Origin of the sequence: Pseudomonas sp. R38(2017), assembly GCF_002112395.1 — a bacterium.
GTDB lineage: Bacteria > Pseudomonadota > Gammaproteobacteria > Pseudomonadales > Pseudomonadaceae > Aquipseudomonas.
This window is the reverse complement of the sequence record NZ_NEHN01000012.1, coordinates 152,792-178,278: the sequence shown is the minus strand read 5'-3', so window position 1 is coordinate 178,278 and position 25,487 is coordinate 152,792. Positions and strand designations below refer to the sequence as shown.

Below are 25,487 nucleotides of genomic sequence, written 5' to 3'. Positions count from 1 at the left end.
AGTCTATCTCCAGCCATTCCATTAGTTTAGAAAATTCTGAACTAAGTATTTGCCCGTAGCGATTCTTTCGCCTCACTACATTTCGCAGAATCGGCCCACAGCGGTGCCCGTGACCTTGCGAATGCGGCGCGCCGACATAAATAAAACAAAGACGATGAGGCCCTACCCGTGGACAAGATTCTTCACCAACCACTGGGCGGCAACGAAATGCCGCGCTTCGGCGGCATCGCCACCATGCTCCGACTCCCCCACGTACCGACCGCTGCCGGTCTGGACGCAGCCTTCGTTGGCGTGCCCCTGGACATCGGTACTTCGCTGCGCCCCGGCACCCGCTTCGGGCCGCGCGACATCCGCACTGAATCGGTGATGATCCGCCCGTACAACATGGCCACCGGCGCCGCGCCGTTCGACTCGCTGTCGGTTGCCGACATCGGTGACGTGGCGATCAACACCTTCAACCTGCTCGACGCCGTGCGCATCATCGAAGAAGCCTACGACAACATCCTCGAGCACAACGTGATCCCGATGACCCTGGGTGGCGACCACACCATCACCCTGCCGATCCTGCGTGCCATCCACAAAAAGCACGGCAAGGTCGGACTGGTGCACATCGATGCTCACGCTGACGTCAACGATCACATGTTCGGCGAGAAGATCGCCCACGGCACGACCTTCCGTCGCGCCGTCGAAGAAGGCCTTCTGGACTGCGACCGCGTGGTGCAGATTGGTCTGCGGGCGCAGGGTTACACCGCTGACGACTTCAACTGGAGCCGCGATCAGGGCTTCCGCGTTGTTCAAGCCGAAGAGTGCTGGCACAAGTCGCTGGAACCGCTGATGGCCGAAGTGCGCGAGAAAGTCGGTGGCGGCCCGGTGTACCTGAGCTTCGACATCGACGGCATCGACCCGGCTTGGGCGCCTGGCACCGGTACCCCGGAAATCGGTGGTCTGACGACCATTCAGGCGATTGAAATCGTTCGCGGCTGCCAGGGCCTCGACCTGATCGGCTGCGATCTGGTAGAAGTCTCGCCCGCTTATGACACCACCGGCAACACCTCGCTGCTGGCCGCCAACCTGCTGTACGAAATGCTCTGCGTACTGCCTGGCGTGGTCCATCGCTGAGGGTCGGATCATGAACGAACGTGATCAGGTTTTGAAAGCGGCCGCCGATCTGGTGTCCGCCTTCGCCCGCAACGATCGCGAAGCCTACTTCGGCGCGTTCAGCGCCGATGCGAGCTTCGTGTTCTACACCCTCGAACAGCCCCTGCTGTCGCGCGATGCCTATCAGGCGTTGTGGGACAGCTGGCGCGCCGAGGATGGCTTCGAGGTGCTGTCGTGCACTTCGAGCAACGCCTTCGTCAGCCTGCAAGGTGACGTGGCGGTGTTTATCCATGACGTGGCCACCGAGCTGCGCATGCAAGGGGAGCAACACTTCAGCCAGGAGCGCGAGACGATTGTTTTCAGGAAACAAGCGTCGAGCCTAGAACAACAAGGCCATTGGCTGGCCTGCCACGAACATTTGTCCGCAATGCCGGAAGGGCTGCCACCCCCTTAGCCAAACAGGTGACGCCTCACACACGATGCGGCGCGCCTTTGTGATCGGAGCAGATCATGAATAACAACAACAACGACCAAAGCCTTACGCAGATTGAAACCCACGGGGTCGAACAGATCCCGGACAACGAACGCACCGCCGGTCCCGTGGATTTGTTCCGCATGATCTTTGGCGGCGCGAATACCTTTGCCACCGCCGTGCTCGGCAGTTTCCCGGTGCTGTTCGGCCTGTCTTTTCAGGCCGGGGTCTGGGCGATTGTGTCGGGAGTGCTGCTCGGCTCGCTGATCCTCGCACCGATGGGCCTGTTCGGCCCGCTCAACGGCACCAACAATGCCGTGTCGTCGGGTGCGCACTTCGGCGTGCACGGGCGGATCGTCGGTTCGTTCCTGTCGCTGTTGACCGCCATCGCCTTCTTCTCGCTCTCGGTGTGGAGTTCGGGGGATGCGCTGATCGGTGGTGCGAAACGCCTGATCGGCCTGCCGGAAACCGACCTGACCCTGGGTCTGGCCTACGGTCTGTTTGCGGTGCTGGTGCTGACCGTGTGCATTTACGGTTTCCGCTTCCTGCTGTGGGTGAACAAGGTCGCGGTGTGGAGCGCGAGTCTGCTGTTCCTGCTGGGCATCTTTGCCTTCGCCGGTCCTTTCGATTCGCACTACGCCGGCACTGTCAGCCTCGGCCAGCCGGGCTTCTGGGCCGCGTTCATCGGCGCCGCGCTGGTGGCCATGAGCAACCCGATTTCCTTCGGCGCGTTCCTCGGCGACTGGGCCCGCTACATCCCGCGTGAAACTTCGCGCAAGCGGATCATGGCAGCGGTGATTTTCTCGCAAATCGCTACGTTCATCCCATTCCTGTTCGGCCTGACCACTGCGACCATCGTAGCGATCCAGGCACCGGACTACATCGCGGCCAACAACTACGTCGGCGGTCTGCTGGCAGTGTCGCCGAGCTGGTTCTTCCTGCCGGTGTGCCTGATTGCGGTGATCGGCGGCATGTCCACCGGCACCACGTCGCTGTATGGCACCGGGCTGGACATGTCCAGTGTGTTCCCGCGCCTGCTGTCGCGGGTCAAGGCAACGCTGTTGATCGGCGTGCTGTCGATTGCCTTCATCTTCATCGGGCGCTTTGCGGCAAACCTGGTGCAGAGCGTGTCGACCTTCGCCGTGCTGATCATCACCTGCACCACGCCATGGATGGTGATCATGATCATCGGCCTGGTGGTGCGCCGCGGCTTCTACTGCCCGGACGACCTGCAAGTGTTCACGCGTGGCGAGCAAGGCGGACGCTACTGGTTCAGCCACGGCTGGAACTGGCGCGGCCTGGGTGCATGGATCCCGAGCGCGGCGGTCGGCCTGTGCTTCGTCAACCTGCCGGGGCAGTTCGTCGGCCCGCTGGGTGAACTGGCCGGCGGCATCGACATCAGCCTGCTGGTGACCCTGGGCCTGGCCTCGGTGATGTACCTGATGTTGCTGAGCCTGTTCCCGGAACCGGCGCTGGTCTACGGGCCGAAAGATCCACGGAGCAAAGGCGCGCATGCGCCGGCTGAAGCGGCGCTGCGTCAGGCCGCCTGAAGAAACGAATCGCCTGTGGGGGTCAGCCTTCTCCCACAGTGTTCCACCCCATAAAAAAGACAATCGGAGACACGCCATCATGGCTTTGGATTTATTCGTCGTCCTCATCTACGCGGCCGGCATGCTGTTGCTCGGCTATTTCGGCATGCGCAAAGCCAAGACCAACGAGGACTTCCTCGTCGCCGGGCGTAACCTCGGCCCGAGCCTGTACATGGGCACCATGGCCGCGACTGTCCTGGGTGGTGCGTCCACCGTCGGCACCGTGCGTCTGGGCTACGTGCACGGCATCTCCGGTTTCTGGCTGTGCGCGGCACTGGGTTGCGGCATCGTCGCGCTGAACCTGTTCCTGGCCAAGCCGCTGCTGAAACTGAAGATCTACACCGTTACCCAGGTCCTGGAAAAACGCTACAACCCGATGGCCCGCTCGGCGAGCGCGGCGATCATGCTGGCCTACGCGCTGATGATCGGCGTGACCTCAATCCTCGCCATCGGCACCGTGCTGCAAGTACTGTTCGGCCTGCCGTTCTGGGTCTCGGTGCTGCTCGGCGGTGGCGTCGTGGTGGTGTACTCGGCCATCGGCGGCATGTGGTCGCTGACCCTGACCGACATCGTCCAGTTCATCATCAAGACCGTGGGCCTGATGTTCATCCTGTTGCCAATCTGCCTGTACAAAGTCGGTGGCTGGGACGAACTGGTGCTGAAGCTGCCGGCGGCGGCGTTCAACTTCACCACCATCGGCTGGGACACGATCATCACCTACTTCATGATCTACTTCTTCGGCATCCTGATCGGTCAGGACATCTGGCAACGGGTGTTCACCGTCAAGAATGAAAAAGTGGCTCAGTACGCCGGCAGCTTCGCGGGCATCTACTGCATCCTCTACGGTCTGGCCTGCGCCCTGATCGGCATGGCGGCGCACGTACTGATCCCGGATCTGGACAACGTCAACAACGCCTTCGCCGCCATCGTCAAACTGTCGCTGCCGGACGGCATCCGTGGTCTGGTGATCGCCGCCGCCCTGGCCGCGATGATGTCCACCGCCAGCGCCGGCCTGCTCGCCGCCGCCACCACCCTGACCGAAGACCTGCTGCCGAAACTGCGTGGCGGCAAACAGTCGAGCCTGGGCGTGAACCGCCTGTTCACCCTGTTGACCGGTGTCGTGGTGCTGGGTATTGCACTGGTGGTCAATGACGTGATCAGTGCACTGACTTTGGCCTACAACCTGTTGGTGGGCGGCATGCTGATCCCGCTGATCGGTGCGATTTTCTGGAAACGCGCCACCACCGCCGGCGCCATCGCCAGCATGGGTATGGGCTTCGCCACGGCCCTGCTGTTCATGGTCAAGGACGGTCTGGACGCCAACACTCCAATCTATTACAGCCTGGCCGTGGGTCTGGTGAGTTTCGTCGTGGTCAGCCTGATGTCGCGTCGCCCTGCCCCGGTGGCCAGTGCGATCTAAGCTGAAGCGTTAGCAACAACTTTCTTCGGCGGGTGTGGCGTCGGTTGCCACACCCGTTTTTTTCGTCTCAAGGAAAGTGATCATGAAGATTGTCAGCCGAGACCAATGGTTCGAGGTGAAAACGCTGAATGACGGCGTCCGCTTGATCCACGAACCGTTCATCCGCCCCTTCTATCGCTGTAACCTGTGGCACATTCAGGGCCGTGACAAGGATCTGCTGCTCGACAGCGGCTCCGGACTCGTCAGTCTGCGCGAGCAACTGCCTTGGCTCACCGAGCGACCGCTGGTGGCAGTGGCCAGTCATTGCCATTTCGACCATATCGCCGGGCATCACGAATTTGCCGAACGGCTGGTACACCCCGCCGAGGCGGACATTCTGGCGGCGCCGGATGGCGAGAATGACTTGAGCCGGGCCTTCGTCGGCGACGACATGTTCGAAGCGCACCCGGATTGCCCGTTGTGCTACGCCGAGTACCGGGTCAAGGCTGCGCCGGCCACCGGATTTGTCGAGGACGGCGATGTGCTGGACCTGGGTAATCGCACGTTGCAGGTGCTGCACACGCCGGGGCATTCGCCGGGTGGGATCAGCCTCTATGAAGCCGCCACCGAAACCCTGTTCAGCGGCGACATCATCTACGACGGGCCATTGATCGAAGACGCCTACCACTCCAATCTTGAGGATTACGCCGCCAGCCTGCGACGCTTGCAGGCGCTGCCGATCCGCACGGTGCATGGCGGGCATTTCGGCAGTTTCTCCGGAACGCATTTACGCTCGATGATTGACGAATGGTTGCGCCGGCACGCCTGAGGCCTGCTGTACTCCAGTCAGACCCACCAATATAAGATCTGCCATGAGAAGAGCTGCCGTGCGTGCCGCCGTGCACAGTTTCATCAAGCGTCTGCTGGAAAACCGCGACTTCAATGACCGCACCAGCCTGGCTGAGTTGGGTCTGGAGAAGGCGGATATAGAAGATCTCATCTTCCATCTGGAAGATGAATTCGGACTGACGGCATTCACCGCCGAAGAAGATCACATGCTCAAGACCGCGAAAACCGCGAACGACTTGAGCCGGTTTCTGATCGAGATCGGGCGACACTGAAAAGCAAAAGATCGCAGTCTTCGTCAGCGCCTGCACGGTTTCATGCAGGCGCTGACGAAGACTGCGATCTCTCTATCTTCAAATCCTTGTTATTCAGATCGGGGCATTAGCGCCGACGCTGCTGACGCCGACGCTGTTCGTCATCAGTGCGAATCGGGACCGGTTGCAGAGGCGGTTCGATCAAGCCGAGGGCAACACCCAAATCGTGCAGCCAGTTCTGAATTTTCTCTTTCATCGTCATGCCCCCTTCAGGGTGGTGCTGAGCGGCCGGAATTCTGTAGCCGCTTCGCACTGATAATAGTCCGAAGTCCTACGCAATGCTCGGCGAAATCCGCAATGATCTGTTACTGAATGGATCAGAATCCCTGACCGTTCGTTCAAGCCGTTTCCCGGGCATCTTCGCCAGCCACGGGATAGAGCGCCTGCTGCTGCTCAATCCACGCATTGAGGTTGGCCCCCACCATACCCCGGCGCCACATGAGCCATGTTGTCGCACTGGCAAAGGGTTCGGCCAGCGGGTGCACCGCGACACTTTCGCGGCCCGGCAGGCTGGCGAGCATCGATTCCGACATCAGCGCCACGCCGCTGCCGGCAATCACGCAGGCCAGCATGCCTTGATAGGACTCGATCTCCATCGCCCGGCCCATTGCCGCGTGATAGTGGGCAAACCACGACTCCAGCCGCGCGCGATAGGCGCAGCCATGACGAAAGGTGAACACCGCCCGCCCCTCGACATCCTTGGCACTGCGCACCGGCGGGTGATCGGCCTCGCTGATCAGCACCAGCCGCTCGTTGCACAACGGCACCCCGTCGATCCCGGCCAGTTGTGGGGGGCCGTCCACCAGCGCCGCGTCGAGGCGTCCGGTGAGCAGGCCTTCGAGCAATTCACCACTGGGCCCGGACTGCACCTGAAGATTCACCGCCGGATACTGTTTGTGATAGCGCGCCAGCAACGCCGGCAGATGAATCGCGGCGGTGCTGTACAGAGTGCCGAGCACGAAATCCCCTGCCGGTTGCCCGCCCATCACCGCCGCACTGGCCTGATCACGCAGGGCGAATAGTTTGCCGGTGTAGTCCAGCAGGACTTTTCCCGCAGGCGACAACTGCAAACGCTGACGTTCGCGGACGAACAGTTCGACGCCCAATTGCTCTTCGAGCTGTTTGAGCCGGGTCGACAGGTTCGACGGCACGCGATGCAAACGGTCAGCGGCGCGAGTGATCGAGCCCTCCTCCGCCACGGCCTGGAAGATCCGCAATTGGCTGAACTCCACAACCATTCTCCTGAAAAGAACAAGTTACTCACTATTATTCAATTTTAAAGAAAGTCAATCAGTCCTAGCCTGACGGTCATTGAACCTCTAACGGAATCCAGACCATGTCGCCGCTGATTCGCTTATCCGCCAGTTTCATTGCCCTGATGATGGCCATGGGCATCGGGCGTTTCGCCCTCACACCGCAACTTCCCCACCTGATCAGCGAAGGCCAGATCGACCTGACTGCCGCCGGTCTGGTTGCAGCCGCCAACTACCTCGGTTATCTGCTCGGCGCCGTGGACGCGATGTTTTCTCGCCGCCCCGATCAAGTGCAGCGGCGTCTGCATGGCGGCTTGTGGTTGTGTGTGCTGCTGACACTGGCATCGTTCTGGGCCAACGGTTTCTGGTCGCATTTGCTGTTGCGCTTCGGCACCGGCGTGGCCAGTGCCTGGGTGCTGGTGATGATTACCGCGCTGAGCCAGCCGCTGGCTGCGGCCGCGGGTCGTCCACGGCTGGGAGCGCTGGTCTTTGCCGGGCCGGGGCTGGGGATTTTTCTGACGGGGTTGCTGGCGCTGTTCTCACATCTGGCGCAGCAGACTTCCGCAACGTTGTGGCTGATCTACGCCGCTGTGGCACTGGTCATGTTGCTGGGGATCGTGCGAATTCTGCCGCAACCGGGAGCAGGTGCGCCGCTCGCGCCTGTTGCCGACGCTCCGTCGAATCGTGGCATTGCGCGCTTGGCGGTGGTGTATGCGTTGTACGGCGTGGGCTACATCATCCCGGCCACGTTTCTGTCGCAGATGGCCAATACACAGTTTCACGGGCAATGGCAGGCCGATCTGTTCTGGCCATGCTTCGGCCTCGCCGCTGCGATTGGCGTGTTGCTGGTGAGTTTGCGTCGGCACGATCCGGAAACCACCCGTCACTGGTTGATGGCGACGTTGTGGCTGCAGGCCGCCGGAGTGTTTGCCTGCCTGCTGGGCAGCGGCCTCGGCCTGGCGCTGGGCGTGATCCTGTGCGGCACGCCGTTCCTGTCCTGCATGCAACTGGTGATGCAACGCTCCCGGGAACTGGCGCCCCACGCCACCCAGCGCAACGCCGGCCTGCTCACCGCGTGCTTCGCCGTCGGCCAGCTCAGCGGACCGTTGCTGGCAGCGGTCAGCAGCCACTTCAGCGGTGGCCTGCAACCGGCGCTGGTGATTGCCGGCAGCGGCTTGCTGATCGCCGGCGGTCTGGCGTGGAAACCGCTTACGACTGGCCGAGCGCTTTGCGCAAGCGCCGACGCACCCACTGTTCCGCGCTGACAAAGGTGATGCCGAGCAACACCAGCACGGCACCGATGACGAAATTCAGGCTCAGTTCTTCGCCCAGCAGCACCACGCCGAACGTGACGCCGAACAACGGCGTCATGAAGGAAAATACCGCCAGATTGGCCGCCAGATAACGGCGCAGCAGCCAGAACCAGGTCAGGTAGCTGAAGAACGACACCACCAGGCCCTGGAACAACACGCTGCCAAGCGCCACGGCGGTCAGGCTGACGTGGGTGATCTGGCCGCTGAGCAGTGCGATCAACAGCAGGCCGACGAAACCGACGATCAACTGGTAAAAAAGCGTCAGCGTCACCGGCGCTTCCGACAGGCGCGAAGCACGCACCACCACGGTGGTCGCGCCCCAACTGGCCCCGGCCAGCACGCCGAGGGCATCGCCCATCAACATGCGGTGATCGAGGTTGTCCCACGACACCCCGCCGGCAAACGCCACGGCAATGCCGACGAACGCCATGAAAATCCCCAGCCATTGCACCGGCCGCAGACGCTCACTGGGCAACAGGAAATGCACACCGAGTGCGGTGAAGATCGGCGCTGTATAGAGGAACACCGACATGTGCGCCGCCGTGGTCAATTGCAAGCCTTCGGAGATGAACAGGAACTCCAGACCGAACAAGGCACCCGCCAGCAAGCCGCCACGCCAGGTATTGCCGACCTGATCCCAGCCGCCCTTCCAGCAGATGAGCAGTCCTACCAACAACGCGGAAATCCCCGACCGCCCCGCCGCCTGCATCACCGGCGCGATATCGCTTGCCGCCCACTTGATCAGCACCTGCTGCACGCCCCAGATCAGGCACAGGCCGATCATCACTTGCAGGGCAAAACCGTCGGCACTGCGCCGACTGACACTCACCGCAGCACCTCGAATACACACAACATGGCAGTTTTTCCAATGGTCAAAGCAAAGCCCCGGCTCTTCGTCCGGGGCGAAAAATAGTCTCGGGGATTATTAACCAGTTGGCCAGAAAAAGCCGTCTGGAAGAGACACTACATTCTCCTGAAGCGTCAGCGGTGACGGGCTGATCTGCCAAACCCGCTGACCACGGCAAATCCGACCGTACAGGCCAGCGCTGTGGCAAACGTCCCCCATGCCCAATCCAGCAATGTCACCTGCACCGACCAGCCGCGAAGCGTCGCCCAGTTGGTCAGATCATAGGTGCCATAAGCGACCAGCCCGAGCAGCGCGCCCATGCGGGCGGCTCGCTGCCAGGTCATCGAAGGCAACACCACAAACGCCACACACCCGAAAACGTACAGGCAATAAAAAACCGCTGCTGGCACCAGCAACGGTTTTTCGAGCATCAGCGAACCGAGCAGTTCGCGATAGGTCGGCGCCATCAGCACGCCGAGCCAGAGGCCGTCGAGCAGTAGAAACGTCAGCAGCGTGGCGACGTAGGCAATCAGTGCTTTTTTCATCTGCCCGACCTCAACTGAGCCCATGCAACATGGGCCACGTCAGGCTCAGGTTAGTTCAATGCGATCGGCATGAATGACGATCTTGCCTTCCTTGTACAACGAACCGATGGCCTTCTTGAAGTTGCCCTTGCTGACGCCGAACAGACTGCTGATCAGCGCCGGATCGCTCTTGTCGCTGACGGCCAGGGTGCCGTTGCTTTCACGCAACTTGGCGAGAATCTTCGAACTCAGGCTGCTGGCCGCTTCCTGTCCTACCGGTTGCAGGCTCAGGCTGATCTTGCCGTCGGCACGCACTTCCTTGATGAAACCTTTCTCGCGCATGCCGGAACGCATGAACTTGAAGATTTCGTTCTTGTGAATCAGACCCCAATGCTTGTTGTTGATGACTGCCTTGAAACCCATGTCGGTGGCTTCGGCCACCAGCAGATCAACTTCCTGGCCCACGCTGTAGTTGGCCGGGGTCTTGTCCAGATAACGATCCAGGCGCGCGGTGGCGGTGATGCGGCGGGTGTGCTTGTCGAGGTAGACGTGCACCACGCAATACTCGCCAGCGGTCATCTGGCGTTTTTCTTCGGAGTAAGGCAGCAGCAGATCCTTGGGCAGGCCCCAATCGAGGAACACACCGATGCTGTTGACTTCAACAACTTTCAAACTGGCAAATTCACCAACCTGAACTTTTGGTTTTTCAGTGGTGGCAATTAGTTTGTCATCGCTGTCCAGATAAATGAAAACATTGAGCCAGTCTTCATCTTCGCTGGGAATATCTTTGGGGATATAACGGTTGGGCAAAAGAATTTCGCCGTCGGCACCGCCGTCCAGATATAAACCGAAGTTAGTGTGTTTAACCACTTGCAAACTGTTGTAGCGCCCGACTAAAGCCATTTCCAATACCCTCATTGCGTGGGCGGCATTCTACCCGGTTTTGCCGGGTTCGTTGGCCGGCAGATCCTCCCGCCGACTGAAATTTGCGCGAAGCCTTGAATTTCCTTGGTTTGCCGCCGAGCAGGCGCCACTCGTCAGACCACCTTGGCGACTCCCCGGCGCGTCACCCCCGCGAAAAAGCCACCGTCCCCGATAAACGTTTTTATTTAAAACAGCAGGTTAGCGGGATATTTCTAATAATTAATCGAGAATAATCCACCCGTACGCTGGGTTATCCCGGGGGATATTTACCAAGCAATTGTCAAGTTATTACTGTACGATGCCTGGCCGAGTTACTTTTCTACAGGTTAATGGCCGCCATGCGTGTAAAAGCATCCACCAGCAAAGCAAAGCCAGCTCCAGCCGTTGAAACCAGCGAATCGATCAACGATCAGATCGCGGCGTTCCTCAAGTCCGGCGGCGAGATCCAGCAAATTGCCAAGGGCGTCAGCGGCCAGACGTTCGGCCCGTCCAAGCAGATCAGCCTGGGCAAGAAGTAACACCCCGCAACATCCCAGTCCCAAGGCGCTTTGAGCTTCGAAGCGTCTGGACCGGAACCCTCGCAGAACCTCTCTCGCGTTTAATCAACCCCGACAAAACCACAGAAATCGACGAACGGCCCTCGATGGCGATCATTCGCCGGTATCCTTGCACGCGTCTGGATCAAGCGTTTCAGCAGGTACGTCGGCCTGCGCTCGCTGTTCAAGGAGTGACGCATGCTCAAACCCCTCTGTTTATTTCTTGCAGGACTACTGGCGAGCCCGGTGGCGCACGCACAGATTTTCCAGCGCGAACTTGGCGACTTCGACCTAAAGCTCGGCACCACTCCGAGCCGCAGCATGGCCCAGGGTCTGGTCAAGCCCTCGGCAGCCGGCTCGTTCCACGGCGGCCTCGATCTGACCCACGACAGCGGCCTCTACATTGGCCAGTACGCGCCGAGCATGGGGCTGACGCCAGGCAAGAATCTGGAGATCGACTCCTACGTAGGCTTTAAACAACCTTTCGATCAAACCCTCGGCTACGAAGTCGGGATGATCCATTACAGCTATCCGAAGATCGACACCCTCGACAGCCAAGAGCTGTTCGGCGGCCTGACCCTGCTCGGCAGCCGTTTCGGCATCGCACTGAGCAACGACCCGGACAAACAGAACAACACCTTGTTCGCCGATCTGCGCGGCAACCAGCCGTTCGGCATCGGGATCAGCATGAAATACACCACCCATCAGCTCAATACGCCGGTCTCGGTGGACGGTGGTTATGTCAGCAGTTTTACCGACTGGTCGGTGAAATTTTCCCGGCCGGTGATGGGTATCGACCTGGACCTGATCTACAGCAACTCCAGCCTCAGCGGCAGCGACTGTTCGGCGTACTCCGGGCACAACAGCCAGTGCGACGGGCTGGTCACGCTCAAGGCCGAACGTGCGTTCTATTGATTGGCTGAACTGCCGGGAGCATCCTGCGTTCACATAAGAATCAGACGCCAGGCTTTCGCAAGGACTCGCTCATGTCTCGCTGGTTCAAACACTGCGCCACCCTGTTGATCTTCATCCTCGCCCTCGGAGCGTGCAGCCGCGTCGGCCTGGCCTATCGCAATCTCGACGTGATCATTCCATGGACGCTCAGCGACTACCTGGACATGACCGGCGAGCAGAAAGGCTGGTTCAACGAACGCCTCAAGGAGCACCTGAGCTGGCACTGCACTACGCAATTGCCAGGTTATCTGGACTGGCTGGATCGTCTGCAGACCATGGTCGAGACCAATCAGGTCACCGATGCCGCGCTTCAGGCCCGCACCCTGGAAGCCAAGCAGGCGATTGCCGAAACCGCCCGGGAAATCACCCCGTCGGCCATCGAGTTGCTGCAAGGGCTGGACGACAAACAGGTCGCCGACATGAACGATGCGTTTGCCAAGGATCTGCGCAAACGTCAGCAGGAATATGTGAAACCACCATTGGCCCAGCAGATCGCCGAACGCGGCGCACGGATGGACAAACGCCTCAACGACTGGCTCGGGCCTTTGAGTGTCACGCAAGAGCAACGGGTGATGGCGTGGTCGACTGCACTCGGCGACCAGAACACCCAATGGATCGCCAACCGTGCGCACTGGCAACAGCAGTTCAGCGCCGCTGTCGCCCAGCGCAAAAGTCCGGAATTCCCACAGCGGATCGAGACCCTTCTGGTCTATCGCGAGCGTTTATGGACAGCGGATTACCGCAAGGCCTACGCCGACACTGAAGCCCAGGCGCGCTCGCTGGCGGTGGATCTGATGGCAGAAAGCACACCGCAACAACGCCAGCGCCTGTTGAAGAAAATCGAAGGGGTGCGCAAGGACTTCAATGATTTGAAGTGTCTGAAAGCTGCTAAAGCAGGCTGAGGTTTATTGAACCTGCGGGAGCCGGAAACCCGGCTCCAAAAGGGATCACAGCAGGGGTTCAGGCAATCTGCGCTTTTGACGCCACATGATCGAAAGTCGCCTCATCCAGCGCATCTTCCTGTTCATCCAGCACCTGACGCGGATGATCATTACCGGGAATGCTGCTGTCGATCAGACTCAACAGGCTAGAGCCGCGCGGGGTCAGGCTGAAGTTGTTGCCGGTGCTGCCCTCATCGTCACCCCGTGGCTCGATAAAACCGCGCAGCAACAGCTTTTGCTCATATTCACAGGCGATGGTTTTCAGATGATCCAGATTCTCGATCGGCTCGCCTGCCGCCGCTTTCTCCGCCGCATAGTCTTCAGCATAGGAACGCGGTGCGAAGCTGTGGCCTGCGCCGTTCTGCACTTCATGCAGCAGGCGTTCAATCAAATCCCAGTTATAAATCGTCATCCTGATTCAACCTCCGGTGCGCGTGATTTATGGCGCTGTCTTAGGTTGTGACCCGAGCGGGCAATAGCCGTTCAGCTTCATTTACCGCCCCGACCGACCGGCGGTCTGTCGATTTCCGACGACGTTGAGCGACTAGTCTGAAACAGACGGTTTCAACCCCCGCAGGAGAAATCATCATGAACATTGAGAATCATCCGGTGGTGTCGCGCGAAGAATGGCTCGCCGCCCGCAAGCAGCATCTGGCCGACGAAAAGGCCTTCACCAGGGAGCGCGACCGCCTCAGCGCCAAACGCCGCGCTCTGCCGTGGGTGAAAGTCGACAAGGACTATCGCTTCATGGGGCCGGACGGCGAATTGAAACTTGCCGATCTGTTTGGCAATCACAGCCAGCTCATCGTTTACCACTTCATGTTCGCCAAAGGCTGGGAAGAAGGCTGCCAGGGCTGCTCGTTCCTCGGCGACCACTTCGACGGCGCCAATCTGCACCTGGCTCATCACGACATTGCGCTGGTGGCGGTATCCCACGCGCCATTCGCCGAATTCCAGACGTTCAAGCGGCGGATGGGCTGGAAGTTCGACTGGGTGTCGTCGAACGGTTCCGATTTCAACTACGACTTCGGCGTGTGCGCCCGTGCTGAAGACGCCGAAGCCGGAAAGGCTACCTACAACTATGAAAAGACTGACAGTAGCGAAGAGGAAATGCCGGGGCTGAGCGTGTTCTATCGCGCCAATAACGGCGAGATATTCCACACCTACTCAACCTACGCCCGGGGTCTGGACATGCTCGTCGGCGCCTACAATTTTCTCGATCTCACGCCCAAAGGCAGAAACGAGGACGAGATCATGGAGTGGGTGCGGCATCATGATCGGTATGACGGAGAGCAAAAATCCGGTTGCTGCCACGGCGACTAAGCCGGCAAAGACACTGAACTTTTCACGGGTCACGGCCCTCAACCGGTTAACCCGCCTTAACCGGATCTGAGGCCTGCCATCATGAAAACCCTGCTCACCTTCACACTCGCCACCATCCTCGCCTGCGCCCTGCCCGTGTGGGCCTGCACGCCCGAAGAGGCCACCGCCAAACGCGAACAACTGGCCCAGGAAGTGGCAAAACTCACCGAGCAAAACCCGGCCAAGGCCAAGGAAATCAACGCCGAGTTGCAGAAAATGGACCTGGGCACCGCCTCTGCCGATCTACCGGACAAATGCCAGTTGATCGACCAGCGCTTGAAGGAGCTGGATTCGGCCGAGCATAAAACCGAGGGGTAACGGCCTCAGGCTTCGGCTTCCACCACCAAGGACATGCTCATGCAGTGTCCTTTCGCCCGCAAAATTGCACTAATGCATTCATTTATTTGCACAAATGCATATTCAGACCTAGGGTTACCTTGAGCCTGCTCGAAACCCGCCGCAGAAGTGGCAACCCTTAACCGCCGACGGCTCACAAATCTACGCAGGACATTTATTTTCATTCATGGAGGATTGAAAAATGTTAACCACTGAAACAACGCAGTTCACCGGCAACACCCTGCCCGGGTGCCTGACCGGCCATCTGCTCGACGCGCAACTGGTCGAGGTCGAAGCCGCGCCACAGGCCGAGGCCCTGGCGGCCTCAAGCCTGAACTTCACGATGCAGCAACAGACCCAGACCAACTGGTGCTGGGCCGCGGTTTCCGCTTCGGTTGGCAACTATTACGGCACCGGGTCCTGGACCCAGTGCGGTGTTGCCAGCACCCAACTGAACCGCAACTGCTGCAGCCAGCCGGGTCCGTGCAACGTCTACGGCTATCTGGATTCGGCCCTGCAAACCACCCGCAGCTACAACGGGATGAATCAGGGTTCGTTGCAGATGTCGGCCATCCAGAACCAGATCAACATGGGCCGGCCTGTCGGTCTGCGTTGTGCCTGGCATGGCGGCGGTGCGCACTTCCTGACGATCTCTGGCACCAACGGCAACTACGTGCTGGTCGCGGATTCGATCTATGGCTATTCGACCCGCGCACTGAGCTCGTTCCCCGGTTCCTACAACGGTGGCGGCAACTGGACCCACACTTACTTCACGGCGAAAAACTAGGAGGGCGACATCATGCAACTGACTTATCCAAAGGCGCCTTCCAACGGCGTACAGACCTTGCGCCCGGTGCTGCAAGCGGCGCTGCAAACCCAGGGTTTTGGCATCAATCGCCAGTTCGCCAGTGCTGCACCGGCGAAAATCAGCCTGAGCGAGGCCTATCGCGGCTACTCGCTGAGCCTGGAGGATCTGAGCCAGGGCAAAGGCCTGAGGGACGCCCGGCTCGGCGACTGGCATTACCTGGTGTTTGCCGACGGCGTGTCGATTGCCGATGCGCAATTGGCTGAAGTCCGCGGTCACGTCGAGTTCGCCTCGTTGAACCACGGCAACCTGGCAACAGCCACGGTCGATGCGCTGAAGCTGGCGGAGCAATCGCCACAGTTGCAGGGCAAAACCGTGGAGCTGCGAGTGCTGTTCGTTTCGGCGCTGCATGTCGTAGCGATCTGGCTGCACGCAGCAGGTGAAGATGTGCTGATCCCGATCGAGCCAACCCCCAAGGAACTGGCACTGACCGGGTTGTACAGCGAGGCAGCCCTGCTCGCACAGCTCAAACCGAAGGCGGATCAGGCCAAGCAGCGCTTTGACGCCGACACCCGTGGACAGCTGGGCAGCTGATAAACGCAGGCAATAAAAAACCCGGACAGTGTCCGGGTTTTTTATTGCCTGCCTGAAACGCCTTACTCGGCCGCAGGTGCAGCCGGCTTGCGGCGCTTGAGCGGGGCCATGCCGTCGCTGCTCACCAGAGAATCAGGCTTCGGACGGTTGGCGCTCTTGCGCTTGGTCGGGGTCTTGGCGGCGGCTTTTTTCTTGTCGCCCTTGGCGTCGGTCTTTTTCTTCTTCACGCCAACGGCCTTGCCCGAGGCCTTGACCTTTTTCGGTCCGCCGTAGGTGCCTTTGACTTCCTTGATGGTGCGGCGCTCGAAGCTCTGCTTCAGATAACGCTCGATGCTCGACATCAGGTTCCAGTCGCCGTGGCAGATCAGCGAGATCGCCAGACCGTCGTTGCCGGCGCGGCCGGTACGGCCGATGCGGTGTACGTATTCGTCGCCGCTGCGTGGCATGTCGAAGTTGATCACCAGATCCAGGCCATCAACGTCCAGACCACGGGCCGCCACGTCGGTGGCCACCAGGATCTTCACGCCGCCCTGCTTCAGACGGTCGATCGCCAGTTTGCGATCCTTCTGGTCTTTCTCGCCGTGCAGCACGAACGCCTTGTATTCCTGGGCGACGAGACGACCGTAGATGCGGTCGGCCATGGCCCGGGTGTTGGTGAAGACGATGGCCTTCTGATAGGTCTCGTTGGCCAGCAGCCAGTTGACGATCTGTTCTTTGTGCTGGTTGTGGTCGGCGGTGATGATCTGCTGACGGGTGGTGTCGTTCAGCTGGCTGACCGCGTTGAGCTGCAGGTGCTCAGGGTTGTTCAGCACCTTGGCGATCATCTCGCGCAGGCCGGAACCGCCGGTGGTGGCGGAGAACAGCATGGTCTGCTGACGGTTCGGGCATTCGTCGACCAGACGCTGCACGTCTTCGGCGAAACCCATGTCGAGCATGCGGTCGGCTTCATCGAGCACCAGCACTTCGACTTCTTTCAGGTCGAGGTTGCCGGCGTTCAATTGCTCGATCATCCGGCCCGGGGTGCCGATCAGGATGTCCGGCACCTTGCGCAGCATCGCGGCCTGTACCTTGAAGTCTTCACCGCCGGTGATCAGGCCGGACTTGATGAAAGTGAACTGCGAAAAGCGCTCGACTTCCTTCAGGGTCTGCTGTGCCAGCTCGCGGGTCGGCAGCAGGATCAGGGTCTTGATGCTGACGCGGATCTTGGCCGGACCGATCAGGCGGTTGAGGATCGGCAGGACAAACGCGGCGGTCTTGCCGCTACCGGTTTGCGCCGTCACCCGCAGGTCACGCCCCTGAAGCGCCAGCGGAATGGCCGCGGCTTGCACAGGCGTTGGCTCGACAAATTTCAGCTCGGCCACGGCTTTGAGCAGGCGTTCGTGCAGGGCGAATTGGGAAAACACGGGTGCTACCTCGAAGATATGCAGAAAAACAGCTGCATAGGTTACCGGTTTCGAGCGCTCAGGCCGAGTTTCTTTATGAAATCAGCCGCAATCAGTGGCTTTTTTGTTGCTCGATTTGTCTCCAACGGTAATACACAGCGTCTTAAATGCTCTAATCGCCCGTCGCGTCCTACAGAAGAATCGTCGTCCTCATGGATTTAAAACAGCTCTGGCTCAACACCCAAGACCTCTGGGGTGCCCTCGATCAGCACCCCCTCCTTCATGCCGGCCTGGCATTGCTCCTGCTTCTGGTGATCGCACTGATCCTCGGACGAGTGGCACGCTACCTGATCCTGCATGCCAGCCGCATCCTCGGTCGCCAGCCCGCGCTGCACTGGCTCAACGACTTTCGGCATAACAAGGTGTTCCAGCGTCTGGCACAGATGACGCCGTCGCTGGTGATCCAGTTCGGCCTGCACCTGGTGCCGGAGCTGAGCAAGACCGCCATGGTTTTCCTCGGCAACGTCGCGCTGGCGTTCACCATTCTGTTCCTGCTGCTGTCGGTCAGCGCCCTGCTCAACGCCCTGCTGGACATCTACGCCCGCACCGAACACGCCCGCACCCGCTCGATCAAGGGTTACGTGCAACTGGCGAAAATGGTTTTGTACGTGTTCGGCGCGATCATCATCGTCGCCACCCTGATCGACCGTTCGCCGCTGTTGCTGCTGTCCGGTCTGGGTGCGATGTCGGCGGTGATCCTGTTGGTCTACAAGGACACCCTGCTGTCGTTCGTCGCCAGCGTGCAACTGACCAGCAACGACATGCTGCGGGTCGGCGACTGGATCGAAATGCCGCAAGTCGGTGCCGATGGCGACGTGGTCGACATCACCCTGCACACGGTCAAGGTGCAGAACTACGCGTGAGCTCACGCTATTTGACACATCTCGTGAGCTCGCCTTGAATGGACAGGCATCTTCTCCCGGATTATGTCCATGACCTCCCAACTCCCCCCCGAATCCAACTCATGCTCGGCCACCTTCTACAGCAAGGTGAAGTTAAGCAATGTCTCGCTATGGCAACCTTGTGTTCCAGATCAAGCCATGGATTGGATGGGGGGGATTTCAGAGGACGGCCTTGGCATCGAGCCTTACCCAGTCAAATCACTTCCTTACCAGGCAGCGACAATCAACACGCTCTACGTAATCCTTCAGCCTGACGGGAGTATCTGGCGCCACGGGAGTTTGTACTTGTTCTGGCTCGCAGCAGAGCGGGGAAGGAAGTCGTCGACAGTCGAGAACATCGCAGGCGACCTGTGCGACTTCATGAATAAGATGCAGGACGGTGGACGGGACTATCTAGATTTCGAAGGGGAAACATACAGACGCCCCACCTACTACTACCAAGCTCGAATGAAGACAGCCATGATGAGAAGGCAGCGCGCCGGCGCCGCTGGGGGCGATGAGAAACTGGGAAGGGCGACTGCCAATCGAAAGATTACAAGCATGATTGGATTCTATCGATGGATGTTAAATACCGGGCGATTCAAGCCTCAGCAGGCCATGTGGAAAAGCACAACGAGGCATATCTCCTTCACCGACCGTCATGGCTTCCGACAATCCCGCGAGATCATCTGTACGGATCTAACTCTTAGACAGACAGCTGAGGTATCCAGTGGTGACTACATTGAAGACGGAGGAAAGCTATACCCCATCAACCGCAAAAACCAGCAAGCATTAATTGCTGCATTGGTTCGGCTGAACAACCCCGAGATGTTACTGATTTATATCGTCGCATTGACCACGGGAATGAGAATTCAGTCTATCCTGAATTTGCGCTTCCATTGCATCCGACAGGATGTAGGTTCACCAAACGATCAAAATAGGAATGCACTATATGCAATCGCGATTGGAGGCAAAACCAATGTGGGAGCAAAGAACAACAAGGCACAGTTCGTACTCATGCCCGCCTGGCTGCACTACCAACTCACGATCTATTTGAACTCTCAACGACACAAGGACAGAGCCATGAAATCACCTATAGAAGATATTTTTGACGAGTATGTTTTCCTAACGAGGACGGGCAAAGCGTACTACGTAGATGATGACGCAAGCGAAACCTTCGGACACTCCAATGAGCGAGGGTCAGCGATTCGACATTTTACAAAAAGAGTTCTAGAAGAACTCAAGAAATCAAATCAGGAATTCAAATATCGGTTCCATGACCTGCGTGCCACGTTTGGAATGAACTTAATCGAGGACAACATGAAAGCATTGGAAAACGGCGAAGTATCGCAGCTCTACTTGTTGGATTTAGTTAAAAGAAGACTAAACCAAAGCAGCATAGAAGTAGCTCTGCGCTATTTGAGATTTAGAGACAACCACTCTCTGATTGCCAACGCCCAATCAGAGTTTGAGCTCCACCTTGAGGGCGTGATCAATGAGGAAATGAGACGACATGAGGGTATCAGATCGTGATATTTATGAAATCGACATCCAGGCATTAGAACTCGATGATTGCCAACAGATCATCGCCACCAAGCCTATCGAAGGGCTGATTATCAAGTGCACGGACGAGCGCAGCTTCGACATCGGCGCACTCTGCTACCAAGCTCGTAACAAACTTAAAAGATCACTCATCAAGTCCGTAGATCATGACTCCCTGCGACCGGAGCGGGTGGACGCCTTGCGCGCCTGGGTCGTACACAAGGTCACCCTTTTCTACACCAGCAAAAGCGCCTATACCATTTATCAAAATGCCTCCGAACTCAACGGATTCTTGAATTGGGCAGATAGCAACGATTTCGAAGATCTCCTGATTTCACCTGAAAATTATCATCAGGCTCTTCAAGTATACACGCAACACCTCAATATAAAGTTCGGCGCCGCAACTTCTAAATTCACAGCTAATCGCCTGCAATCAGAGGCGTTACGCAGCGGGCCAATCTTCTTCCCTGAGACTGCAATCAATTTCCTGGATGATCTTCCAATCATTTCCAACAAGAGCGGAAGTCAGAAGCCAACCGAGCCCCCGCTACAGCAGGAGATTGAGGCTTACCTGACACCTTGCCAATATCTCTTTGATGGCCTGACCGATTTCCTGCTCAACTTCAAAGAATTCCCTGTAAAAATTCCATTCATGACCGAATATCTTTGGTTGCTCCCCGGTGAATATCCGTACATAAGTAAAAAAGTATTCGCTGAAACATCCAAGGTACGACTTAATATCAGTTGGGACTACCAGGCAGGTAGAATTCGTACTCCTGAAGAAGCCATTAAGCTTAGTCGTAGGCCTGCATATCACGTGGATTATGATCTTGCAACTGCGCATGCTTTACTTCAAGAGGCCAACAGCGACCAACGGCACGAGAAACGTATGCGACTGGCAAAATTCGCGCATGATTCTTTTGTCCCTCTATTTGTAGCAAACAGCGGAATTAACGAGCAGCCCCTGAGGAATTTGCCATTCACCAGTAATTATGAAACCTTTGATACTGAGGAAAAAGGATTCGTAGGCATCAAGCTTCGCGCGGGTGGAAGGGAAGTGAAATTTTCCATCAAAAAAAATTTCATCAAACAATTTGAAAAGTATATACGCTTACGAAAATTCATTTGTCATGAGATTGAACACGAATTCCTTTTCGTGGGCATGACCATCTACGGTCAAAGCATCGGCGGCCAGATGCGCCCCGCCGAGATCCAAAAACACAACACCAGAATCGAAAATCATTTGATTCCAAACTTCAACGGATTAAGCTACCAAACTCTCAGAAAATACAAGAGTAACTTCTTACTTTCTAAAGGTCACTCAGTTCAGGTTGTATCGGCTTTAATGCAAACGAGTGAGGCCACCATCCTTAAGAGCTACGCTCAGGCCAATGAGACGACTGCTATCGCTGAGATCACAGCAATGATCAAGCGTTTGGTCGGCCTGCTGGATGATTATTCCGGAGAGGAAATGCCTGCTGGAGATTGCGCCGATACTAACGGGAGATCAGAGGCAATAGATCCACCTGTTGACTACGAACCGAACTGCAAAAACTTCGAGGGATGCATTTTTTGCACTCAATTTCGGACTCATGCCAACGAGCATTCAGTTCGCAAGCTTCTCAGCATGCGCTTCGTGACTATGGAATACCTGAGCTCTTGTTACGACAAAAACCATTTTGACAAGGTACATGGTGCAGCTGTCGCGCAAATCGATCGGATCATTGCTCAGCTGCTTGAAGAGCGTCCCGATATGGCGAGTGTAGTTGATCGGGTTAAAAGCGAGATCAGTAACAACTTTGAGCTCTCTGAATATTGGAAGCGCTTCTACCATCGAATGATTGAAATGAGGGTGATGAAATGAGTATTAAACGAAAATATTCCGTCAGCAGCCCTGCTTTCCCGCTCAAGAGGGCGCACTTGCAAACCGACGCTTATTACGGGATGACCCTGTCTCGTATTGGCCCAGGTCTGGTTATGTCCCGTTCGGTAGACGATTCAATCATTTCTCTCTTTGATGATGACGAATGGCTCTTCCCTGCATTCGCATTTAGCGTCAAGGACAATCCGTACTTTAGTTTCTTGCCATTCCGGCAGGAGGGCAAATTCGCTTCGGAGAATATCGCCACCTGTAAACGAATGTTCACGATCAAGATGTTTTCCACGAAGTCGAAGACCGGCAAGACTATTCGCTTGCCCACAATGCAGTCTCTTCTCACAACACTTAATCACCTAAATACATTTAGCAACAGGCAAGATATTCAAATCGAAGAGGTATTTGGCACAAAATCCATATTTGAAGAAATGCAAGCAACCCTGCCAATATCTTACAATAAATCAATGCTCGGATTGATGCGAACCTTAGTGAGCATCGACAGTGTGGACAGAGGCTTCGCGATCGACGGCTCTATTTTGCCGTTCCTCGAAAAAACCACTCGTGATTCACGAAATGAAGGTGACCAGCACGCCGTGATACCCAGCAGGATCCTTTGGGCCAAGTACAAGCAGTACAAAGAGTGTCTCGATGACTATCTCAAAAATAAGAAGGCTATACACGCCTTTATAGAAGCCTCAATTGACAATCGATTCTTCGGAAGATCCGATCGTGCCCGCTCCATGTATCAGTATGAATTCATGTTACTGCCGGCTGAAATGCAAGTAGCTCAAATTCGAACGCCGCTGACTTTCTCGAAGGCGATTGAAAAGTACAAACTGACGAGCTTGGCGAAAAAGTATAACTGGAGCTCGACTATGAGCCCGCCTAGATTTTTGTCACTAGTCCAATACTGCGCAAAATGCTTGATTCACCTTTTCACCCTCATGCGAGACAGCGAGGTATTGAATCTCCCTGTAGACTGCTTGGAGCCAATTCGAGGCTGGAATGATGAAGCGCTATATCTATGCGGTACATCTACTAAGCTTGAGAGTGAAAAAACGGATGCAAAATGGATCACAACCGACGATATTCGAGAGCCTGTACAAATTCTTCAGTCTATTCAAAAATTGGTAGCTGCCCACGTAAAGTCCGACATAAAAGTAGACTGGCTGCTGTTGGCAGCCTCCAACTTACCTTATTCTGGTAACTCGTCAAAAAAAGGTGTCGTCACTGCTAAGAGTCTGGAGGCTCGACTTCCCCCTGTAATCATTACTGAAGCGGACATTCGCGAACTGGAAACAATTGATCCATACCGAAACTGGCGTGATGACAAAAAATTCAAAATCGGTAAGCCCTGGCGAGTTACTACGCACCAATTCCGACGCTCGATCTCGGTGTTTGCCGGCCAGAGTGGATTAATCTCCCTCCCCTCACTCAAGCGGCTGCTCCGGCACATTACCAAAATCATGGCCACCTACTACATGAAAGGTTGTTCGGCCAAAAACTATCTGTTCAGCGACATCAATCCCAAGCTCACACTTGAGCTCAAGAGGGCGAAGGAAGAGGCTGATGCTGCGCTGTTCATTCGTGATGCGCTCAAGTCTGCAGAACAAATGTACGGCCTCGCCGGGCGTCGAGCCATGGACATGCGAAAAGAATCCCCCTGGCTGGCGGGTACAGAGACGCAGACAAATCAGCAAGTGAAGCTTGGTTTGATGGCTTACGAGGAAACCCCTGCCGGTGGATGCACCTCTCCCACCCCCTGCGATAAACGTGCCCACGCGAAGATGGATACCTGCGTCAAATGCAAGCACCTTGTAGGGCAGGAATCCAGGATGGATGAAACGATCGAAATCATGGAATTTGATCTGACAGAACTCAAACCTGGAACCATTGAGTACCGCGCCGAACTTCAGAACCTGGAAGACTTCAAAGCCCTGCGTGCCATGATCATTGCGCGCGGTTGAGTCCTAATTACTTGAAAGAGGAGAGTCCGATATGTCCGAAGAACACAAAAAACAACCGACTTTGAAGGCCTACTATGACTCCGCGCAGCGGATCTTCACCGATGCCACATTGATTTTGCCTAAAGGTTCGAAAATGACGCTAAAAAACGTCGCATTAGAGGCTGGTAGGTCTGCGGGGAGCATCAGAAAAGAAAGAGATATTTTCCTCCCGCTTATCGAGGATGTCACAAAACTGGCCAAGCAGATGAGCGAGCACAGCGCTCCAGGTGAGGAAAAGGTCAAAACCGCACAGCAGAAAACAAAAAAGGCGAAGGCAAAGGCTCAAGATTACGAAGCGCGCTATAAAGACTCATTGGCGCGAGAGCTCATGCTGATCAAAGCACTGGATGACGCAGAGCGCTCCCTTCGTCGCCACGAAGATCACATCGACCGGCACGACAACGTAGTTCCTTTTCCAAATCCACGATCTTGATTTCGGGCAGCCGCCGGTGCCACTTAGAGTCAGGATAGGACTTCGCTGAGACTGAACTTGAGCCAATCAGACAAGGCTATGCCTGCTAGCTGCCAATCGCAGCTTTCCCTATACCTACCGCCATATCCCCTTAAAACTGATAAACCTGCCTGTCTATCAATCCAATATTCAGCAGTTTATTGCAGGCAGAATACTACTAGACATCAGCGGTCGGACTCCGTGTCGGTCGGTTGACGTAGAGCTTGTAAATCTAAGCACATTGACGACACAGTGACTCATAAACCCGAGACCCAACCTGAAGAAGGAACTGATAAAGAGATGTTTAAAAGCCTACGCCGCAAGAAAAATGTGAAAGCTTTCATTGAAAGAAACTACAAGGAGTTACCGGGCTACGGAGTGCCGTCCGTTGATGACTTGCGGTTTGAAGCTATCGAATTCGAAAAATCTATTGTTAACTATATCCACCGAAAATCAGGGGCTGATCCCAAAAAGCCTCTCGGGTATATCGTTCAGAAAATGCTGGAGGATTACCCCCTGTGTCCTGAAATCCCAGAGCATTGGCCTAAGTTTGTAGAGGAAGCCAAGAAACTGAAAGACCTGAGGAATAACGTTATCCACTCTGACTTCGTCGGACTGCCGCCTCTTGAAGAGCTTCACGGAAAATTTAAGAGAGCAAATGAAGTTTTGAAGCCCTTCAGAATATGTAATGCAAGACGGGACAGGTTTACCAATATTCGGTGGCGAGGTGACACTCTGGTTCTGAAAATCGATGAGCATCGATATGAACTGGAAGTGGACGACATCAAAAATCTAATGATGGAGCTTCATCCTGCAAGCAGAGGTGAAATACACTTCCTCAAAGGAAAACTCGTCGTCAGCAAGGTGCTCGATTACCACTACGAAAAGCTCACCTATTTCATCGAGGACTATGTCCCATTCGAACTGGATATTGAAGAGTCGATGGTTCTTGACGATCTGTTGGGAAGCCTCCTTGGACAGCATTTTTACGGCCAATGAGTGAGGAGAGAACAAGTTGTCCAGGGTGTGATTACTCAGTAGGGTTAAACCCAAAAGGCCGATGCCACTCACTCCCGTCGCGCACGAAGCCGCTATTATGTAGCGGCTCATCGCTCACTGTTTCCAATTCAAGCTAGAGTTTTTTCCGAGCCCCTAAGATCTTGGGTCAGGCCACAGATTATG

Annotated in this window: 26 protein-coding genes and 1 pseudogene; 20 read left to right on the top strand and 7 right to left on the bottom strand. The window is 56.6% G+C overall.

Going from position 1 to position 25,487, the window contains the following annotated elements:
• Positions 1–168: 168 nt before the first annotated feature.
• The 6 genes from speB to CAF87_RS26220 all read left to right on the top strand — a co-directional run bounded on the left by speB (position 169) and on the right by CAF87_RS26220 (position 5,679).
• Positions 169–1,119, top strand: a complete 951-nt coding sequence (gene speB, locus CAF87_RS26245) for an agmatinase (protein ID WP_007956591.1) — start codon at positions 169–171, stop codon at positions 1,117–1,119.
• Positions 1,120–1,129: 10 nt separating this feature from the next.
• Positions 1,130–1,552: a nuclear transport factor 2 family protein gene (locus CAF87_RS26240; protein WP_085730101.1), complete on the top strand. Its 423-nt coding sequence runs from the start codon at positions 1,130–1,132 to the stop codon at positions 1,550–1,552.
• 56 nt (positions 1,553–1,608) lie between these two features.
• On the top strand, positions 1,609–3,120 hold the full coding sequence (locus tag CAF87_RS26235; protein WP_085730100.1) for a cytosine permease: 1,512 nt from the start codon (positions 1,609–1,611) through the stop codon (positions 3,118–3,120).
• Between the two features lie 79 nt (positions 3,121–3,199).
• Positions 3,200–4,579, top strand: coding sequence for a sodium:solute symporter (locus tag CAF87_RS26230; RefSeq protein WP_085730099.1), 1,380 nt, complete (start codon positions 3,200–3,202; stop codon positions 4,577–4,579).
• Positions 4,580–4,661: 82 nt separating this feature from the next.
• A complete protein-coding gene (locus CAF87_RS26225) occupies positions 4,662–5,387 on the top strand; it encodes an MBL fold metallo-hydrolase (protein ID WP_085730098.1) in 726 nt (241 codons plus the stop codon).
• A gap of 43 nt (positions 5,388–5,430) precedes the next feature.
• Positions 5,431–5,679, top strand: coding sequence for a phosphopantetheine-containing protein (locus tag CAF87_RS26220; protein WP_085730097.1), 249 nt, complete (start codon positions 5,431–5,433; stop codon positions 5,677–5,679).
• A gap of 106 nt (positions 5,680–5,785) precedes the next feature.
• Here the strand turns inward: CAF87_RS26220 and CAF87_RS29575 are convergent, their stop codons facing one another.
• The gene (locus tag CAF87_RS29575) at positions 5,786–5,914 is read right to left on the bottom strand and encodes a PA1414 family protein (protein WP_007914492.1); all 129 of its coding nucleotides are present in this window, start codon (positions 5,912–5,914) and stop codon (positions 5,786–5,788) included.
• A gap of 142 nt (positions 5,915–6,056) precedes the next feature.
• Positions 6,057–6,950, bottom strand: coding sequence for a LysR family transcriptional regulator (locus tag CAF87_RS26215; protein ID WP_085730096.1), 894 nt, complete (start codon positions 6,948–6,950; stop codon positions 6,057–6,059).
• 104 nt (positions 6,951–7,054) lie between these two features.
• Between CAF87_RS26215 and CAF87_RS26210 the strand changes: the two genes are divergently transcribed.
• Complete coding sequence (locus CAF87_RS26210) at positions 7,055–8,236, top strand: MFS transporter (RefSeq protein WP_085730095.1); 1,182 nt, start codon at positions 7,055–7,057, stop codon at positions 8,234–8,236.
• Here the strand turns inward: CAF87_RS26210 and CAF87_RS26205 are convergent.
• The 3 genes from CAF87_RS26205 to CAF87_RS26195 all read right to left on the bottom strand — a co-directional run bounded on the left by CAF87_RS26205 (position 8,181) and on the right by CAF87_RS26195 (position 10,558).
• The gene (locus CAF87_RS26205; protein WP_085730094.1) at positions 8,181–9,113 is read right to left on the bottom strand and encodes a DMT family transporter; all 933 of its coding nucleotides are present in this window, start codon (positions 9,111–9,113) and stop codon (positions 8,181–8,183) included. The genes CAF87_RS26210 and CAF87_RS26205 overlap by 56 nt on opposite strands.
• 152 nt (positions 9,114–9,265) lie before the next feature.
• On the bottom strand, positions 9,266–9,676 hold the full coding sequence (locus CAF87_RS26200; RefSeq protein ID WP_085730093.1) for a DUF2177 family protein: 411 nt from the start codon (positions 9,674–9,676) through the stop codon (positions 9,266–9,268).
• 45 nt (positions 9,677–9,721) lie between these two features.
• Entirely contained in the window at positions 9,722–10,558 is an 837-nt protein-coding gene (locus tag CAF87_RS26195; RefSeq protein WP_085710349.1) for a S1 RNA-binding domain-containing protein, read from the bottom strand.
• Between the two features lie 350 nt (positions 10,559–10,908).
• Between CAF87_RS26195 and CAF87_RS26190 the strand changes: the two genes are divergently transcribed.
• The 3 genes from CAF87_RS26190 to CAF87_RS26180 all read left to right on the top strand — a co-directional run bounded on the left by CAF87_RS26190 (position 10,909) and on the right by CAF87_RS26180 (position 12,971).
• Positions 10,909–11,097 (top strand): hypothetical protein, encoded by a 189-nt coding sequence (locus tag CAF87_RS26190; protein WP_016985943.1) that lies wholly within the window; start codon positions 10,909–10,911, stop codon positions 11,095–11,097.
• 216 nt (positions 11,098–11,313) lie between these two features.
• The gene (locus CAF87_RS26185; protein WP_085730092.1) at positions 11,314–12,030 is read left to right on the top strand and encodes a TorF family putative porin; all 717 of its coding nucleotides are present in this window, start codon (positions 11,314–11,316) and stop codon (positions 12,028–12,030) included.
• A gap of 71 nt (positions 12,031–12,101) precedes the next feature.
• Positions 12,102–12,971 carry a DUF6279 family lipoprotein gene (locus CAF87_RS26180; RefSeq protein WP_085730091.1) on the top strand — a complete coding sequence of 290 codons (870 nt, stop codon included), beginning with the start codon at positions 12,102–12,104 and terminating at the stop codon, positions 12,969–12,971.
• A 58-nt stretch (positions 12,972–13,029) separates the two neighbouring features.
• On the opposite strand, the gene CAF87_RS26175 is transcribed toward CAF87_RS26180, so the two are convergent.
• The gene (locus tag CAF87_RS26175; protein ID WP_085730090.1) at positions 13,030–13,422 is read right to left on the bottom strand and encodes a transcriptional regulator; all 393 of its coding nucleotides are present in this window, start codon (positions 13,420–13,422) and stop codon (positions 13,030–13,032) included.
• Between the two features lie 176 nt (positions 13,423–13,598).
• Here CAF87_RS26175 and CAF87_RS26170 point away from each other — a divergent pair, with 176 nt between their 5' ends.
• The 4 genes from CAF87_RS26170 (at position 13,599) to CAF87_RS26155 (ending at position 16,107) form a co-directional block, all read left to right on the top strand.
• A complete protein-coding gene (locus CAF87_RS26170) occupies positions 13,599–14,333 on the top strand; it encodes a thioredoxin family protein (protein WP_085730089.1) in 735 nt (244 codons plus the stop codon).
• An 81-nt stretch (positions 14,334–14,414) separates the two neighbouring features.
• A complete protein-coding gene (locus CAF87_RS26165) occupies positions 14,415–14,690 on the top strand; it encodes a hypothetical protein (RefSeq protein ID WP_085730088.1) in 276 nt (91 codons plus the stop codon).
• A 220-nt stretch (positions 14,691–14,910) separates the two neighbouring features.
• Positions 14,911–15,495, top strand: coding sequence for a papain-like cysteine protease family protein (locus tag CAF87_RS26160; protein ID WP_085730087.1), 585 nt, complete (start codon positions 14,911–14,913; stop codon positions 15,493–15,495).
• Between the two features lie 12 nt (positions 15,496–15,507).
• A complete protein-coding gene (locus tag CAF87_RS26155) occupies positions 15,508–16,107 on the top strand; it encodes a hypothetical protein (protein WP_085730086.1) in 600 nt (199 codons plus the stop codon).
• A 62-nt stretch (positions 16,108–16,169) separates the two neighbouring features.
• On the opposite strand, the gene CAF87_RS26150 is transcribed toward CAF87_RS26155, so the two are convergent.
• Positions 16,170–17,510 carry a DEAD/DEAH box helicase gene (locus CAF87_RS26150; RefSeq protein ID WP_085710336.1) on the bottom strand — a complete coding sequence of 447 codons (1,341 nt, stop codon included), beginning with the start codon at positions 17,508–17,510 and terminating at the stop codon, positions 16,170–16,172.
• 191 nt (positions 17,511–17,701) lie between these two features.
• Here CAF87_RS26150 and CAF87_RS26145 point away from each other — a divergent pair.
• The 6 genes and pseudogenes from CAF87_RS26145 to CAF87_RS26120 all read left to right on the top strand — a co-directional run.
• A pseudogene (locus CAF87_RS26145) lies at positions 17,702–18,406 on the top strand (mechanosensitive ion channel family protein); the annotation flags it as partial.
• A 75-nt stretch (positions 18,407–18,481) separates the two neighbouring features.
• Entirely contained in the window at positions 18,482–19,963 is a 1,482-nt protein-coding gene (locus CAF87_RS26140) for a site-specific integrase (RefSeq protein WP_085730084.1), read from the top strand.
• Complete coding sequence (locus CAF87_RS26135) at positions 19,944–21,836, top strand: hypothetical protein (protein WP_085730083.1); 1,893 nt, start codon at positions 19,944–19,946, stop codon at positions 21,834–21,836. Before CAF87_RS26140 ends, CAF87_RS26135 begins: the two co-directional genes overlap by 20 nt.
• Positions 21,833–23,815 (top strand): hypothetical protein, encoded by a 1,983-nt coding sequence (locus CAF87_RS26130; protein ID WP_085730082.1) that lies wholly within the window; start codon positions 21,833–21,835, stop codon positions 23,813–23,815. The genes CAF87_RS26135 and CAF87_RS26130 overlap by 4 nt, the downstream gene beginning before the upstream one ends.
• Positions 23,816–23,846: 31 nt before the next feature.
• Positions 23,847–24,287: a hypothetical protein gene (locus CAF87_RS26125; RefSeq protein ID WP_085730081.1), complete on the top strand. Its 441-nt coding sequence runs from the start codon at positions 23,847–23,849 to the stop codon at positions 24,285–24,287.
• A gap of 270 nt (positions 24,288–24,557) precedes the next feature.
• A complete protein-coding gene (locus tag CAF87_RS26120; protein ID WP_256575902.1) occupies positions 24,558–25,304 on the top strand; it encodes a hypothetical protein in 747 nt (248 codons plus the stop codon).
• Positions 25,305–25,487: the final 183 nt, after the last annotated feature.

Coding starts and splice junctions, on each gene's coding strand:
- CAF87_RS26130 (WP_085730082.1), top strand. CDS start 21,833: ATGAGTATTAAACGAAAATATTCCGTCAGCAGCCCTGCTTTCCCGCTC.
- CAF87_RS26195 (WP_085710349.1), bottom strand. CDS start 10,558: ATGGCTTTAGTCGGGCGCTACAACAGTTTGCAAGTGGTTAAACACACT.
- CAF87_RS26225 (WP_085730098.1), top strand. CDS start 4,662: ATGAAGATTGTCAGCCGAGACCAATGGTTCGAGGTGAAAACGCTGAAT.
- CAF87_RS26170 (WP_085730089.1), top strand. CDS start 13,599: ATGAACATTGAGAATCATCCGGTGGTGTCGCGCGAAGAATGGCTCGCC.
- CAF87_RS26200 (WP_085730093.1), bottom strand. CDS start 9,676: ATGAAAAAAGCACTGATTGCCTACGTCGCCACGCTGCTGACGTTTCTA.
- CAF87_RS26220 (WP_085730097.1), top strand. CDS start 5,431: ATGAGAAGAGCTGCCGTGCGTGCCGCCGTGCACAGTTTCATCAAGCGT.
- CAF87_RS26185 (WP_085730092.1), top strand. CDS start 11,314: ATGCTCAAACCCCTCTGTTTATTTCTTGCAGGACTACTGGCGAGCCCG.
- CAF87_RS26165 (WP_085730088.1), top strand. CDS start 14,415: ATGAAAACCCTGCTCACCTTCACACTCGCCACCATCCTCGCCTGCGCC.
- CAF87_RS26235 (WP_085730100.1), top strand. CDS start 1,609: ATGAATAACAACAACAACGACCAAAGCCTTACGCAGATTGAAACCCAC.
- CAF87_RS26190 (WP_016985943.1), top strand. CDS start 10,909: ATGGCCGCCATGCGTGTAAAAGCATCCACCAGCAAAGCAAAGCCAGCT.
- CAF87_RS26240 (WP_085730101.1), top strand. CDS start 1,130: ATGAACGAACGTGATCAGGTTTTGAAAGCGGCCGCCGATCTGGTGTCC.
- CAF87_RS26160 (WP_085730087.1), top strand. CDS start 14,911: ATGTTAACCACTGAAACAACGCAGTTCACCGGCAACACCCTGCCCGGG.
- CAF87_RS26230 (WP_085730099.1), top strand. CDS start 3,200: ATGGCTTTGGATTTATTCGTCGTCCTCATCTACGCGGCCGGCATGCTG.
- CAF87_RS26175 (WP_085730090.1), bottom strand. CDS start 13,422: ATGACGATTTATAACTGGGATTTGATTGAACGCCTGCTGCATGAAGTG.
- CAF87_RS29575 (WP_007914492.1), bottom strand. CDS start 5,914: ATGAAAGAGAAAATTCAGAACTGGCTGCACGATTTGGGTGTTGCCCTC.
- CAF87_RS26155 (WP_085730086.1), top strand. CDS start 15,508: ATGCAACTGACTTATCCAAAGGCGCCTTCCAACGGCGTACAGACCTTG.
- CAF87_RS26135 (WP_085730083.1), top strand. CDS start 19,944: ATGAGGGTATCAGATCGTGATATTTATGAAATCGACATCCAGGCATTA.
- CAF87_RS26180 (WP_085730091.1), top strand. CDS start 12,102: ATGTCTCGCTGGTTCAAACACTGCGCCACCCTGTTGATCTTCATCCTC.
- CAF87_RS26140 (WP_085730084.1), top strand. CDS start 18,482: ATGACCTCCCAACTCCCCCCCGAATCCAACTCATGCTCGGCCACCTTC.
- CAF87_RS26125 (WP_085730081.1), top strand. CDS start 23,847: ATGTCCGAAGAACACAAAAAACAACCGACTTTGAAGGCCTACTATGAC.
- CAF87_RS26210 (WP_085730095.1), top strand. CDS start 7,055: ATGTCGCCGCTGATTCGCTTATCCGCCAGTTTCATTGCCCTGATGATG.